Here is a 14227-nt window from a genome sequence, read left to right as displayed (position 1 = left end):
GTATGTACCGAAGGCTATTTCGGGAATTTAAGACTATGGAGTGCACTAGAACTTGTGAGTAGATATGATTTTGGTCAATCCAAAGCATGCACGATGACATAGTAAGTAATGTTTGTGAGAACTTACATTATCTCGATGTGAGTATGTTTAATCACATTTTGAGTGGCAGCGTATAAAAATGTCAGATAAGAAAGAATTTAAAGCAGAGTCTAAAAGACTTCTCGATTTAATGATTAATTCTATTTATACTCATAAGGAAATCTTCTTGAGAGAATTGATTTCAAATGCAAGTGATGCAAGTGATAAACTTTACTATAAAGCATTACAAGAAAATATTACAAGTTTCTCAAGAGAAGATATGGCTATCAACCTCATTGTTGATAAAGAAAATAGAACCCTTACAATTGCTGATGAAGGTATCGGTATGACTAAGGAAGAACTAGAAGAACATTTAGGTACTATCGCAAATTCTGGTTCTTATGAGTTCAAGAATGCCTTAGAAAAAGGTGTAAGCGACGTTGATATCATTGGTCAGTTTGGTGTAGGTTTCTATAGTGCCTTCATGGTGGCTGATGAAGTAGAAGTTTATTCTAAGAAATATGGTGAAGATAAAGCTTATTTATGGAAGAGTGATACAAGTGATGGCTATACTGTTGAAGAAGTAGAAAAGGCAGAACATGGTACTACAATCATTCTCCACTTAAAGAAGGATACAGAGGAAGAAGATTATAGTAAGTATCTCGATCAGTATGAAATTGAAAGACTTGTTAAGAAATATTCAGACTACGTTCATTACCCAATCAAGATGGATGTAACTACTTCTAGAAAGAAGGAAGACAGTGATGAATATGAAGATGTTGTAGAAAACAAGACTTTAAACTCACAGGTTCCTTTATGGAAACGTCAGAAGAAAGATATCACAAAAGAAGAATATGATGAATTCTATAAGGCTAAATTCAATGATTTTGAAGCTCCTCAGAGAGTCATGCATAATGTTGTAGAAGGTGCTGTTTCTTATACATCATTACTATTTATCCCATCTAAAACACCTATGAATTACTATTCACAGGATTATAAGAAAGGCTTACAGCTTTATTCTCGTGGTGTCTTCATCATGGATCATGCAGAAGACCTAGTCCCTGAACATTTCAGATTTGTAAAGGGTCTTGTTGATTCACAGGATTTAAACTTAAATATCTCTCGTGAAATGTTACAGCACGATAGAAAGATGAAGGTTATTGCAAATAAGATTGAAAAACGTATCCAGACTGAACTTGAAAAGATGCTTAAGAATGACCGTGATGAATATATAACATTCTTTAAAAACTTCGGTATGCAGTTGAAGTTTGGTATTTATAACAGTTATGGCATGTTGAAAGATAAACTTCAGGATTTATTGATGTTCTATTCTTCTGATAAGAAAGAACTTATTACATTAAAGGAATATGTAGAAGCTATGCCTGAAGATCAGAAGGAAATCTATTATGCTTCTGGTGAAACAGTAGAAAAATGTGATTTATTACCACAAGTAGAAGCAGTTAAGTCTAAAGGCTATGATGTTCTTTATATGACTGATAATGTGGATGAATTCTGCTTACAGATGATGAGAGACTATGATTCTAAGACATTCAAGAATGTCACTCAAGGTGATTTAGACTTAGAAACAGAAGATGAAAAGAAAGAACTTGAACAGAAGACTGAAGATAACAAGCCGTTACTAGAAATCGTTAAGAAGGCTTTAGGTGATAAGGTACAAGATGTTAAATTATCTCATCGTTTAAAATCTCATCCAGTATGTCTAGCAAGTGGTGATGGCGTTTCATTTGAAATGGAAAAGGTATTAAACCAGATGCCAGATGCACAGGGTATCAAAGCAGGAAGAATTCTTGAAATTAACCCGGATCACGATTTATTTAAATCATTACAGTCTGTTTATGAAAAAGAACCTGTAAAGATTGATGAATATGCATCTATCCTATTTGATCAGGCTTTACTTATTGCTGGATTCTCTATTGATGATCCTGTAGATTTCTCTAATAAGATCACAAAGCTTATGATTGAGGCTTCTAAATAACAATTTGATTTGATATAATGAGAGCAGAAAAGAGGGATTTTTATGAAATTATTCTTATCTGCTCTTTGTTTATGTGCGAGTGGGTTATTAATATTTGTTTCTTATAAATTGATTTATGCTTATACAATGATTGACCAGTTTCATGATGCATCATTAAAATGGATTGAAGCACTAAAAGGGAAGGATGAAGATTTAGAAAACATCCAGATGATCTTGTCTCAATATGAAAAACCAATTGATTTTACTTATAAAGTTTTTCATAAAATACACTCTTTTATGAAATAAATCATCTAAAGTTTACGAATAACATAAATATATATAGAAAATATAGATTTTACATAAAAATATGAAAAATATCATTTTTCTTGTTGACAATTAAAATCGTCTGGTTATAATAAGACACATACAAAGAAAACTCAATGACAAAGAGAGTAGTTTAACTGGAAATTGCAGCGAGCTGGCGTAGGTGAGAGGTCAGCATGGAAAGTTGAATGAACCGCACTTTTGAGAGGATGGTCTGAATACATAGGGTCATCGGTGTTCCGCCTTAAGGATAAGAGAGGATTTAGGAATAAATCAAGAAGAGTGGTACCGCGTTAATTGACGTCTCTTGCGAAAGCAAGAGGCGTTTTTGTTTTCTTAATATTAAAAAAGGAAGGGCATATTTATGAAAAAATTATTAAGCGTAGTATTAGTTATGTTACTTGCTGTTGGAATGACTGGTTGTGGATCATCATCTAATGGTAAAACTGAATTATTAATTGGAGTATCTCCAGACTATCCACCATATGAATCTTATAACAATAAGAAAGAAGTAGTTGGATTTGACGTTGATATGACTAAAGAATTAGTTAAGATCATGAATAAGAATGGTGGAAACTATTCTTACAAATTTAAACCTTTAAGTTTTGATGCTATTTCATCTTCAATCACTTCTGATCAGGTTGATTTAGGTATTTCTGGTTTCACTTATCATAAAGAATGGAAAAACATTCTTTGGTCTCATGCATATAACACTTCTGAACAGATTGCTTTAGTAAAGGGTGATTCTCCTTTCTCAAAAGTATCTGATCTTGAAGGTAAGAAGGTTGGTGCTCAGTTAGGTGCTACTGGTGTAGATGCTGCTAAGAGCATTAAAGGTGCTACTGTTACAACTGTTAAAGATGCTAAGATCTTAGTTGAAACTTTAAAATCTGGTGGATTAGATGCTGTTGTTCTTGATGGTGCTGTTGCTGAAAACTATGCTAAGAATGCTGGTTTAAAGATGATTGATGAACCATTAATCAAAGAAGAAAACATGATCATCACTAAAAAGGGTAACGACAAGTTAATGAAAGACGTAAACAAAGCTGTTGATGAATTTGTTAAGTCTGACAAATACAATGAATTAAAAACTAAATGGGGTTGCTAATTTATTAAATATATAAGTGCAGACATGTTCTGTCTGCACTTAATTTTTTATTATTAAGGAGTTAATGCGAATGAAAACAATTATGGATATTCTTACGCTCTCTAATATTCAATTCATGATTTTCACTGGCGCAAAGTATTCTCTATTGCTTGCAATGGGGGCTTTGTTCTTTGGTGTTATTCTTGGAATTATTGGAGCGGCTTTAAAACTTTCTAAACATTTTGTATTAAGAGCAATCGGTAATGTTTATGTAGAAATCTTCCGTGGTACGCCGATGTTATTACAGATCATGTTCTTATATCTTGCAGTACCTACTGTTGTTCAGTCTATTACAGGACAAAGATTCCAGGCTGATCCATATGTATGTGGTTTAATTGCTATGAGCTTAAACAGTGGTGCTTATCAGGTAGAATTAATTAGATCCGGTATTTTAGGGGTTGATAAAGGTCAGTGGGAAGCATGTGAAACAATTGGGTTAAACTATGTTCAGACCATGCGTTATGTTATCTTACCACAGGCATTTAAACGTATTATTCCACCTCTAATTAGTGAATTTATTACATTAATTAAGGATTCATCACTTATTTTCACAATTGGTGCAGTAGAATTACTTGCCACTGCAAGTGTTATTGGTGCCAATACATTTAACTATCTTGTACCTTTAACTGCAACAGGTGCTATTTATTTAGTAATGACACTTTGTATTTCAGCTATTGCAAGATATGTAGAAGGGAGATTAGCTGTCAGTGACTAACGATATTATGATCCAGGTGGATCACATTACAAAAACATTTGGTAAATTAAAAGCTGTAGATGATGTTTCTCTTACATTAAAGAAGGGGGAAATTGTCTGCCTTATTGGACCTTCAGGTAGTGGTAAGAGTACAGTATTAAGATGTATTGACCATTTAGAAAAGCCTGAGGCAGGTTCTATCTATATCGATGGTGAACTTTTAAAAGAAGGAACACCTCAATATACTAAACTTAGAGGAAAGATGGGATTTGTATTCCAGCATTTCAACTTATTCCCTAATATGACTGTATTAGAAAATCTTACTTTAGCACCATTAAAGGTTATGGGTATGACTGAAGAAGAAGCTAATGCTGTAGCTATAAAGTACTTGCAGAAAGTAGGTCTTGAAGATAAGAAGGATACTTATCCTAATAAATTGTCTGGTGGTCAGAAACAGAGAGTGGCTATTGCAAGATCTCTTTGTCTAAATCCAGAAGTGATGTTATTTGATGAACCTACAAGTGCATTAGACCCAGAAATGGTTATTGAAGTCTTAGAAGTTATGCAGGATCTTGCTAAACAGGGTATGACTATGATGGTCGTTACTCATGAAATGGGATTTGCTAGAACTGTTGCAGATCGTGTTATATTCTTAGAAAACGGAAAAATCGTAGAAGAAAATGATTCAGAAACTTTCTTCTCTCATCCAGAAAGTGAAAGAGCGAAAGATTTCTTATCTAAGGTTATGCATTAATAAATAAAGGAGAAAGAAGACGTGTATTTAAAGGAATTTGATGTAGAAACATGGATGACGAACCATGAACAAAATTGTCAATACAATTTAGCCGATACATGTGTATCAGACATGTCCATTCATGAATTAGAATCTCTGATTCAAAAAGATCTTATGGGAGATCTTATGCATATGCGTATGGATTATGGACCTATTACAGGCTCTGATTCTTTAAAGGATGCGATTCTTTCTTTATATAAGACAGGAACAAGAGATAATATTGCAGTCGCTCATGGGGCGATTAATGCTAATGAACATGTAATGGATACTTTACTCAATAAAGGAGACCATGTCATTGCATTAACACCTTCCTATGAGCAGTTCTATTCTTATCCAGCATCTTTAGGGTGTGATTATGATTTAATAGAACTTGACGAAGACAATAACTGGGAACCTGTCATAGAAGATTTTAAGAAACTTATTAAGCCTGAAACAAAAATGTTTATATTAAATAGTCCAAATAATCCTACGGGTACTGTAATTAGACAATCTTTGATGGAAGAGTTAATTGAGCTTGCAGGAAGTCATTCTATCTATATTCTTGTGGATGAAATCTACCGTGGTATGAATAATACTCTATGTGATAGTATTTCTGATATGTATGAATTAGGTATTGCGACAGCCTCTTTATCTAAAGTCTACTCTTTTGCAGGTCTTAGATTAGGATGGATCAAGGGACCTAAAGAACTCATTGATGAAATCAATTTTAGAAGAGATTATACAATAATATCTACGGGTCCATGGAATGATTATTTGGCTACTGTCGTATTAGAAAATAAGGATTTAATACTTGATAGAAGCAGACATATCATTGCTGAAAACAAGAGAATATTAAAAGAATGGCTTGAAAAAGAAGACCTTGTTGAATGTGTCATACCAGAAGATGGTACTGTATGTTTCTTACATTATTTATTTGATATGCCCTCAAAAGAAGTATGTGAGAAATTACAGAATGACACAGGTGTATTCTTTGTGCCAGGTATGGCATTTAATAAGGAGTATCATTTACGTTTTGGTTTTACTTCAGATTCAAAAATAATCAAGGAAGGATTAGAAACATTTTCTTCCTGGATTCATTCGCATATTAAAGAAGCAGATTAATTGCTTCTTTTTTATTATATGCAAATGATTTGCATATTCATTGACATAGATATGAGAATCATTATAATACAATATGCAAATCATTTGCATCGGAGGTATTCAATGAAACAATATCGTACTAAATATAAAGATGTTATTATTGACTATATGAAACAGAATGAAGATCATCGTTTATGTGCTAAGGATATCTATCAAGCATTAGTTGATAAAGGATTAAATGTGAATCTTGTGACAGTTTATCGTAATTTAGATAAATTATCACAGCAGGGATTATTGCAGAAGCATACACTTTCAGATGAAGACAGTGTGTATTATCAATATGCCAGAGAAGAAAAGTGCAATCATCATCTTCATTTATTATGCAAGAAATGTGGGAAAATAACTCATTTAGAATGTGATTTGATGGATATCATTCGTACTCATTTACTAGAAGATCACGGCTTTGAGATTGATTGTAAGGATTCTACAATTGTAGGATTATGTAAAGATTGCAGGGAGACTACTCATGCTTAAAAGGATTGGTTTATTGATTCTCTCTTTATTATTGATGACAGGCTGTACAACGCCGACTAAAGGGCAATCTTTTAATATCGTTGTCACTAATTTTCCTTGTTATGATTTTGTTCGTGCAATTACTAAAAATGATCCAGATATCTCTATAAAGATGCTTATTAAACCAGGAATGGATTCTCATTCCTATGAACCAACACCACAGGATATGGTTGCTATTAAAGAGAGTGATTTATTCTTTTATGTAGGAGGAGAATCAGATGATTGGGTGGGTAGCCTGCTTGCAGATATGAATCCAAAAAGAATTGTAAAGATGCTTGATCTTGTTTCAAATCTTAAGCTTGAAGAACATGTTGAAGGGATGGAAGAAGAAAAACATGAAGAACATGATGAACATGAAGAAGAATATGATGAACATGTCTGGACAAGTCCTAAAAATACAATGGAGATTGTCGAAGGATTAAATAAAAGAATGTGTGCTTTGGACAAAAATCATGCTTCAAAGTTTAATAAGAATACTGAAAACTATATTGAACAGATTGCGTCTGTTGATTATTCGTTTAAACAAGTAGTTAAAAATGCGAAAAGAAAAGACATAGTTGTAGGAGATCGTTTTCCTTTGCTCTATTTTGCGAAAGAATATGGTCTTACATATAGTGCAGCATTTCCAGGATGTTCTGAACAGACCGAACCAAGTGCTGCAACAATTTCATACCTCATCGATAAGGTCAAGAAGGATCACAATCCTGCTATATTTAAAATTGAATTATCCAATGGACAGATAGCACGTACTATTTCTGAAGAAACAGGTACAAAAGTACTCACTATTCAAAGCATGCATAATGTGAGTGCAGAAGATTTTAATAATGGTGAAACATATGTTTCAATTATGCGTAAAAACGTAAAGGCAGTAAAGGAGGCACTTCAATGAAGACACTTATAAAAGTGGATCATTTACATCTAGGTTATGACAATCAAGAAGTGATTAATGATTTATCTTTTGATATACAACAAGGTGATTTTATTACAGTATTAGGACAAAATGGTGCAGGTAAAAGTACCCTTATTAAGGGACTGCTTGGTCTTATCAAACCTATGGCAGGACAGATCACATATTATATGAATGAAAGAGAAATAGGTTATATGCCTCAGGAAACTAAGGTAGATCGCCACTTTCCTGCCTCTGTATATGAAATAGTATTATCTGGAGCATTAAATAGAGTTGGTTATCGACCATTCTTTAACAACAAAGAGAAGAAACTGGCTGTAGAATGTTTAAAGACACTACATATAGAGAATTTAAAAAACAGTTCTTTTGGAGAATTATCAGGAGGACAAAGACAGAAGGTCCTACTTGCAAGAGCCCTCTGCGCAACAAGAGAATGCCTTGTTCTAGATGAACCTTCTAATAATTTAGACTATGATTCTAAAGAAGAGTTTTATGCTGTCTTAAAAGAACTTCATCAAAAAGGTCTCACTATTATTATGATTACTCATGATTTAGCCTCACATGAAGTCATTGGTAATAAAATTCTTCATCTAGATAAAGATAATTATAGAATGGAGGAAGTAAAATAATGAGTACATTACTCCATATGTTTAACTATACATTTATTATTCGTGCATTTATTGTCGGTTTACTCATTTCATTATGTGCAGCAATGCTCGGTGTAAATCTTGTATTAAGAAAGAATGCGATGATTAGTGATGGGTTATCCCATGTTTCTTTTGGTAGCTTTGCGATTGCAACAGTACTTGGCGTAGCACCACTTTATTTAGCTGTGCCAGTCGCAATTATTGCGGCAGTGGCTATTCTTAAACTCAACAACAATCATCATATTCATGGTGATGGTGCTATTGCAGTTTTATCATCTAGTTCACTTGCCATTGGAATCATGGCTATCTCACTCACAAGTGGTGTCAATACAGATATCAATAATTACTTATTTGGTAGTATCCTCTCACTCAATAATCAGGATATGATAATTAGTATTGTATTGTCTTTGGTTGTATTAATACTCTATGTCTTCTCTTATCACAAGATGTTTGCTTTGACTTTTGATGAAGATTTTGCGAAAAGTACAGGTATTAACGTAGAATTCTACAACATCATTATTGCGATACTTTGCTCATTGACAATTGTACTTGGTATGCGTATGATGGGCGCATTACTTATTTCAAGTTTGACAATCTTCCCCTGTCTTACATCCATGTATTTCTGCAAGGATTTCAAACATGTAGTAATTTCTTCTGCCATCCTTTCTTCTATTTGTTTTATTATTGGTTTATCTATTTCTTATCTCTATGCAGCTCCAACAGGTGCTTCTATTGTCATTGTGAATTTAGTTGTTTTATGTATTACACAGCTAATACATAATGTCAGTACAAAATAGTAATTAAGTCTTTTCATTATCTTATAATTCTTATATAATGTTTACTCGTGGGAGCGTAAGAATATGGAAATCGATTTATCAAAGCCGCTTCCTGATGAAGTTGTATTTATCCTTCGTTCTAAAGCTTATGAATTTCAGAGGGATGGCGTAGAAAAGATTGTTGCACAAGATATTGAAGATTATCTAAGAAATGTCACATGGAGAAATAAAGTATCTCTTTCTTTTTGTGATATGATTGATGATATTATGTCTTTGCAGTTCTCAACAATTTTTGAATATCTACAAGCTAAAGTCATTAAGGAAGCAGAAACTAAAAACTTAGCAGACTTTCAAAGTCTGATCATGAAATAACTCATTATTTCAAATAAAGGTGGCTTAACAGCCACTTTTTGATTAGAACACTTATTTTGACTTTTATGCCTATATTTATTAATATAGTAAGGTAGTTAATTTTAAAGAGGTTATTTATGAAATATAAAACAATACAATTAAGCCATACAGAAGAAATTATGCAAAAATATGGTGTCAATTCTTTAATGGCTAAAGTAATAGAAAGTAAAAAAATAGATCAAAAACAATTTGAAGCCTTTATGGATCCTCATCTTATATATCATGATTTCTCTTTGTTTGAAGAATCTGACGAAACACTCGAGCGTATTGAAGAGGCAATAGAGAATAAAGAAAAAATCTGCATTTATGGAGATTATGATTGTGATGGTATTCTTGCGACAGCTATTCTTGTACAGGCTTTTCATGAACGAGGTGTAGAAGTAGGCTATCATATTCCAAATCGCTTTACAGATGGTTATGGCCTTAATATAACTCGCGTAGAACAGATGGCAGAGAAGGGCTATTCTTTGATTATTACTGTAGATAATGGAATCAAGGCATTTGATGCAGTAGAAAAAGCAGGAGAACTTGGTATTGATGTGATTATAACTGATCATCATGCATTTGATGCTGAAGTACCTGTAGCTTATTCTATTATTCATACAAAGATGTCACCTCGTTATCCTTTTAAAGAAATATGTGGTGGCTTTATAGCTTATAAGCTTGCAGCAGCTCTTTTAAAACATCATGATCCCTATTTGTTTACTTTAGCAGCTATTACAACTCTATCTGATATGATGCCATTATTGGATGAAAATAGAAGCTTGGTAAAACGTGGCTTACAATTCATGAAACAATATAAATACCCTGCATTAGAACTGTTAAAAGGAAGTAGAGACTATGATGTGACAACCGTTGGTTTTACAATAGCACCTCGTATTAATGCCTTTGGCCGTTTACCTGAACTCGTAAATCCGGTATGCTTAGTAAAGTACTTTTTAAAAGGAACAAATCCTGCCTACTTAGAAAAGGTATCAAATTATGCATCTAAAGTGAATTCTAAGAGACAATCCATGACGACTTCCTTATATAAGGAAGCAGTGACTGATACTACCTCACCTTGCTTATTCTATGGATCAGAAGATATGCATGAAGGATTAGTGGGACTTGTAGCTGGTAAGTATGCCAGAGAATATGAACAGCCTGCATTTGTCATGCATTATGATTCTAAAAAAGAAATATATAAGGGGAGTGCGAGAGGAATTGATGGTTTTAACATCTATGATTTCTTTAAGCATCATGAAGATCTCTTTGTACAATATGGTGGTCATGCGATGGCAGGTGGTTTCACTATCACAAAGTCAAACTATCCTTTAGTCTATGATGCTCTTGTCAATGATTTACAGGACTGTCATTTTGAAGTGAGTGAATCAGTGATTCCTATTACTCTTGATGATACGACAATTCATAATGTAGAAACTTTAAGTTTACTCGCTCCTTATGGTGAAGAAAATAAAGAACCACTCTTTATTATGGAAGATGTTACGTGTAGTAGAGTAGACCGTTTGTCTGAAGGTAAACATTTGAAATTCCATTTAGGAGATGAACAGGTTTCTGCCCTTGCTTTTAATAAAGGGCAGAAGTATGAGGAAGTTGTACATAAAGAGTCTATGACTTTGGTGGGTACTTTATCTATCAATGTTTTTAGAGGAAATAAGTCAATTAACTTTATTGTAGAAGAAATCTTATAATTCATATAATCTGTAAGGATTTATTTTTGAATTTATACTGTATTCATCGTTTTGTGATGATATAATAATGTATTGTATAGGAGGATTCGTTATGGATTTTAAACAGCATATTGCATCTATTCCAGGATTTCCAAAAGAAGGAATTATCTTTAGAGATGTAACACCTTTATTAGAAGACAAGGATGCATTCAAAGCTTGTATTGATGATTTAGCAGCACATGCAAAGGATTTAGGTGCTGACATCGTTGTTGGACCTGAATCAAGAGGATTCATCTTTGGATGTCCAGTGGCTTTAGAATTAGGATGTGGTTTTGTACCAATCAGAAAGCCAGGAAAATTACCAAGAGAAACAGTAAGCAAGAAGTATGATCTAGAATATGGATCAAATGAAATCTTCATGCATAAAGACAGCATCAAGCCAGGTATGAAAGTTTTGATTGTCGATGATTTACTTGCTACTGGTGGAACTGTAGAAGCAGCTGCTGCACTTATTGAAGAAATGGGTGGAGAAGTTGTTGGTATGGAATTTGTTATTGAACTAGAAGAATTAAAAGCAACTGAAAAATTAAGTAAATACAATATTTATTCTCAGGTTAAATACTAATGGAAAACTCCTTTTTTGGAGTTTTTTATTTAAATGAATTTATATTTCTGATTAACACAAATAAATAGGAAATATCAGAATTAGTGAAGTGATATTTGTATCATTCCATTCTTAGTCTCTTTTTGTTGTGAGTGAACTATGTTATAATTGAGATAATATATGAGGGGGTGTTATTATGAAATATAAAGGCGCAGGGGACCCAATGAGTTACGACGACGTCCTTGCTCTTGTTAAGACATATATCACAAAAGAAGAAAGCTTGGCTCTGATCCAGAAAGCTTATGATTTTATCATGGTGAAGCACAAGGAACAGAAAAGAAAAAGTGGTGAACCCTATACAATTCATTTGATCTGGGTTGCTTATATTCTTGCAACATTACAGACTGGACCAATCACTATCGCTGCTGGATTACTTCATGATGTCATGGAAGATTGTGATGTACCTCGAGAAGAAATGATTGAAAAATTTGGTGAAGAAGTCACTACACTTGTAGAAGGTGTTACAAAGATTACTAAGATGCCTTATATGGAAGAAAGTGATTTCCATGCTGAAAATCATCGTAAAATCTATATTGCGATGGCTAAGGATATTCGTGTTATCTTGATTAAATTAGCTGATAGACTTCATAATATGCGTACGCTTCAATATATGAGCCCTGAAAAGCAGCAGCGTATTTCTAGAGAAACATTAGAAGTCTATGCGCCAATAGCGCATCGTTTAGGTATTAATGATATTCGAGTAGAATTAGAAGATTTATGTTTATTTTATCTTGATCCAAAAGCCTATAAAGAAATTGCTGCGCTCCTTGATAAGAAGAAGAGTGAAAGAAAAGATTCAGTTGATGCAATGATTAAGTCAGTGGAAAAGAATCTTGAAGGCACAAATATCAAATATCGTATTAAGGGTCGTGCAAAGCATATTTATTCTATCTATAAAAAGATGGTTTATAAGCATAAGCGTTTTGATGAAATCTATGATTTAAATGCTTTGCGTATTATTGTAGAAACTAAGAATGAATGTTATGAAGTATTAGGTATCATGCATGAAAAGTATCGTGCGATTCCTGGACGTTTTAAGGATTATATTGCCATGCCTAAGCCTAATATGTATCAGTCATTACATACATCTGTTATTGGTGAAAAGGGCTATGTATTTGAAATCCAGATTCGTACTGAAGAGATGGACGAACTCGCTGAAAGAGGGGTTGCATCTCATTGGCGTTATAAAGAAGGTAAGAAGTATAATGCGAAACAGGAACAGAAGGAAATTGGAGAAAAGCTTCAGTGGATGAGTGAGTTCATTACTGTAAGTGATGAAATGAAGGATAATGAGGCTAAAGATTTTTATAATACGTTACAGCGTGATATCTTTGAAGCCAATGTTTATGCTTTAACACCTGCAGGTCGTATTGTGGAATTACCGAATGGGTCTACACCGATTGACTTTGCTTATCGTGTTCATACAGAAGTTGGACATCATGCGGTTGGAGCAATTGTGAATGGTGTTATGGTTCCTTTTGATACCAAATTAAAAACAGGTGATATCGTAGAAATCAAGACCAATAAGAATTCTGGTCCAAGTGAAGGCTGGCTGAAGTTTGTAAGAACAGCGGGCGCTCGTAATAAGATTCGTCAATATATCACAAAACATGAAGAAGAAAATAAAAAACAGATTATTGAAGAAGGAAGAAGACTTCTTAGGGATGAAATCAGGGCAAGACAGCTTGATGAGAAGACTTATATGAGTCCAGATACTTATAGAACATATCTTGGCTCATTTGGTGCCAATACATTTGATGATGTACTTTTCGCATTAGGTAAGAAGCATGCGACTGCTTCTACACTTCTAGATAAGGTGGCTCCGCAAAAAAGAGGTTTCTTTGATAATTTGTCACAGATTCTTCGTCACAATAACAATATTCAGGAATTAAATAAGAAACATGAAAAGAGTATTGGTGTGGCAGTCACTGGTGTAGATGGATTAAAGATGCAGTTATCTAAATGTTGTAATCCTATTCCTGGTGATAAGATTGTTGGTTTCGTATCTAAAGGACAGGGAATCAAGATTCATCGCGCGGATTGCCCAAACGTCAAGAGTGTCGCAAAAGGACGTTTGATTGATGTTTATTGGGATTATCCTAATATTGAACAGAAGCGCTTTAATGTGGATCTGGAAGTCGTTGGACTAGACCGTCCTAATTTATTAAGTGATATTGTAACTTGCTTAAGTCAGGTGAAAGTGAATATTCTTAAGATCAATGCGAATATTATGGATTTAGATGCCCATATTCGTTTAACATTATCTGTAGAAAATGCAGAAATCTTACAGAATACAATTGATAACATGAATAAAGTACAAGGTGTTGCAGAAATTCGCCGTGTTATTCATTAGTGGCGAAAAACTCATAGGCTTACCTATGGGATGAAAACCAAATAATTTTTACAATTTACAATTGAGATTAATAAAATCAAAGTATTGAATAATGAATCAAAATAGTATAAACTAAACATCAGGGAGATTGATTAT

General features: G+C 33.5%; 14 protein-coding genes and 1 other annotated feature. All 14 genes read left to right on the top strand.

All coding sequences use genetic code 11. The features are described 5' to 3' along the window. Nucleotides 1-178 precede the first annotated feature (178 nt). The 14 genes from htpG (at nt 179) to B2S90_RS06820 (ending at nt 14092) form a co-directional block, all read left to right on the top strand. Nucleotides 179-2074 carry a molecular chaperone HtpG gene (gene htpG, locus B2S90_RS06885; protein ID WP_055288706.1) on the top strand — a complete coding sequence of 632 codons (1896 nt, stop codon included), beginning with the start codon at nt 179-181 and terminating at the stop codon, nt 2072-2074. 42 nt (nt 2075-2116) lie between these two features. Beyond that, nucleotides 2117-2359: a hypothetical protein gene (locus B2S90_RS06880; protein ID WP_055288707.1), complete on the top strand. Its 243-nt coding sequence runs from the start codon at nt 2117-2119 to the stop codon at nt 2357-2359. Nucleotides 2360-2484: 125 nt separating this feature from the next. Further along, nucleotides 2485-2688 (top strand) — a binding site (T-box leader). A 53-nt stretch (nt 2689-2741) separates the two neighbouring features. Continuing rightward, nucleotides 2742-3485: a transporter substrate-binding domain-containing protein gene (locus B2S90_RS06875; RefSeq protein WP_055233791.1), complete on the top strand. Its 744-nt coding sequence runs from the start codon at nt 2742-2744 to the stop codon at nt 3483-3485. 70 nt (nt 3486-3555) lie between these two features. Beyond that, nucleotides 3556-4239 (top strand): amino acid ABC transporter permease, encoded by a 684-nt coding sequence (locus B2S90_RS06870; protein ID WP_055233792.1) that lies wholly within the window; start codon nt 3556-3558, stop codon nt 4237-4239. A gap of 7 nt (nt 4240-4246) precedes the next feature. Continuing rightward, complete coding sequence (locus B2S90_RS06865) at nt 4247-4972, top strand: amino acid ABC transporter ATP-binding protein (protein ID WP_055233796.1); 726 nt, start codon at nt 4247-4249, stop codon at nt 4970-4972. A 21-nt stretch (nt 4973-4993) separates the two neighbouring features. Further along, nucleotides 4994-6112: an aminotransferase class I/II-fold pyridoxal phosphate-dependent enzyme gene (locus tag B2S90_RS06860; RefSeq protein ID WP_055233793.1), complete on the top strand. Its 1119-nt coding sequence runs from the start codon at nt 4994-4996 to the stop codon at nt 6110-6112. Nucleotides 6113-6214: 102 nt separating this feature from the next. Then, complete coding sequence (locus B2S90_RS06855) at nt 6215-6625, top strand: Fur family transcriptional regulator (RefSeq protein WP_040389869.1); 411 nt, start codon at nt 6215-6217, stop codon at nt 6623-6625. After that, the gene (locus B2S90_RS06850; RefSeq protein WP_278860539.1) at nt 6618-7553 is read left to right on the top strand and encodes a metal ABC transporter substrate-binding protein; all 936 of its coding nucleotides are present in this window, start codon (nt 6618-6620) and stop codon (nt 7551-7553) included. Before B2S90_RS06855 ends, B2S90_RS06850 begins: the two co-directional genes overlap by 8 nt. Beyond that, entirely contained in the window at nt 7550-8200 is a 651-nt protein-coding gene (locus B2S90_RS06845; RefSeq protein WP_055233795.1) for a metal ABC transporter ATP-binding protein, read from the top strand. Before B2S90_RS06850 ends, B2S90_RS06845 begins: the two co-directional genes overlap by 4 nt. Continuing rightward, nucleotides 8200-9015, top strand: a complete 816-nt coding sequence (locus B2S90_RS06840) for a metal ABC transporter permease (protein ID WP_147556444.1) — start codon at nt 8200-8202, stop codon at nt 9013-9015. The genes B2S90_RS06845 and B2S90_RS06840 overlap by 1 nt, the downstream gene beginning before the upstream one ends. 63 nt (nt 9016-9078) lie before the next feature. Then, on the top strand, nt 9079-9366 hold the full coding sequence (locus B2S90_RS06835) for a post-transcriptional regulator (RefSeq protein WP_006505709.1): 288 nt from the start codon (nt 9079-9081) through the stop codon (nt 9364-9366). A 116-nt stretch (nt 9367-9482) separates the two neighbouring features. Then, complete coding sequence (recJ, locus tag B2S90_RS06830; RefSeq protein WP_278779283.1) at nt 9483-11096, top strand: single-stranded-DNA-specific exonuclease RecJ; 1614 nt, start codon at nt 9483-9485, stop codon at nt 11094-11096. 91 nt (nt 11097-11187) lie between these two features. Continuing rightward, nucleotides 11188-11700 (top strand): adenine phosphoribosyltransferase, encoded by a 513-nt coding sequence (locus B2S90_RS06825; RefSeq protein ID WP_040389871.1) that lies wholly within the window; start codon nt 11188-11190, stop codon nt 11698-11700. Between the two features lie 175 nt (nt 11701-11875). Beyond that, entirely contained in the window at nt 11876-14092 is a 2217-nt protein-coding gene (locus B2S90_RS06820; RefSeq protein WP_286696770.1) for a RelA/SpoT family protein, read from the top strand. The last annotated feature ends 135 nt before the right edge of the window (nt 14093-14227 follow it).

It is taken from the genome of Catenibacterium sp. UBA627 (genome assembly GCF_002299355.1).
Taxonomy (GTDB): Bacteria; Bacillota_I; Bacilli_A; order Erysipelotrichales; family Coprobacillaceae; genus Catenibacterium; species Catenibacterium mitsuoka.
Note: the sequence above shows the minus strand (reverse complement) of the source record. Positions and strands in the feature narration are given on the sequence as shown.

Bases quoted from the DNA above. Each gene is read 5' to 3' on its own strand.
- B2S90_RS06820 (WP_286696770.1), top strand. From the start codon at position 11,876: ATGAAATATAAAGGCGCAGGGGACCCAATGAGTTACGACGACGTCCTT.
- B2S90_RS06855 (WP_040389869.1), top strand. From the start codon at position 6,215: ATGAAACAATATCGTACTAAATATAAAGATGTTATTATTGACTATATG.
- B2S90_RS06875 (WP_055233791.1), top strand. From the start codon at position 2,742: ATGAAAAAATTATTAAGCGTAGTATTAGTTATGTTACTTGCTGTTGGA.
- B2S90_RS06865 (WP_055233796.1), top strand. From the start codon at position 4,247: ATGATCCAGGTGGATCACATTACAAAAACATTTGGTAAATTAAAAGCT.
- htpG (WP_055288706.1), top strand. From the start codon at position 179: ATGTCAGATAAGAAAGAATTTAAAGCAGAGTCTAAAAGACTTCTCGAT.
- B2S90_RS06840 (WP_147556444.1), top strand. From the start codon at position 8,200: ATGAGTACATTACTCCATATGTTTAACTATACATTTATTATTCGTGCA.
- B2S90_RS06870 (WP_055233792.1), top strand. From the start codon at position 3,556: ATGAAAACAATTATGGATATTCTTACGCTCTCTAATATTCAATTCATG.
- B2S90_RS06880 (WP_055288707.1), top strand. From the start codon at position 2,117: ATGAAATTATTCTTATCTGCTCTTTGTTTATGTGCGAGTGGGTTATTA.
- B2S90_RS06845 (WP_055233795.1), top strand. From the start codon at position 7,550: ATGAAGACACTTATAAAAGTGGATCATTTACATCTAGGTTATGACAAT.
- B2S90_RS06825 (WP_040389871.1), top strand. From the start codon at position 11,188: ATGGATTTTAAACAGCATATTGCATCTATTCCAGGATTTCCAAAAGAA.
- B2S90_RS06835 (WP_006505709.1), top strand. From the start codon at position 9,079: ATGGAAATCGATTTATCAAAGCCGCTTCCTGATGAAGTTGTATTTATC.
- recJ (WP_278779283.1), top strand. From the start codon at position 9,483: ATGAAATATAAAACAATACAATTAAGCCATACAGAAGAAATTATGCAA.
- B2S90_RS06850 (WP_278860539.1), top strand. From the start codon at position 6,618: ATGCTTAAAAGGATTGGTTTATTGATTCTCTCTTTATTATTGATGACA.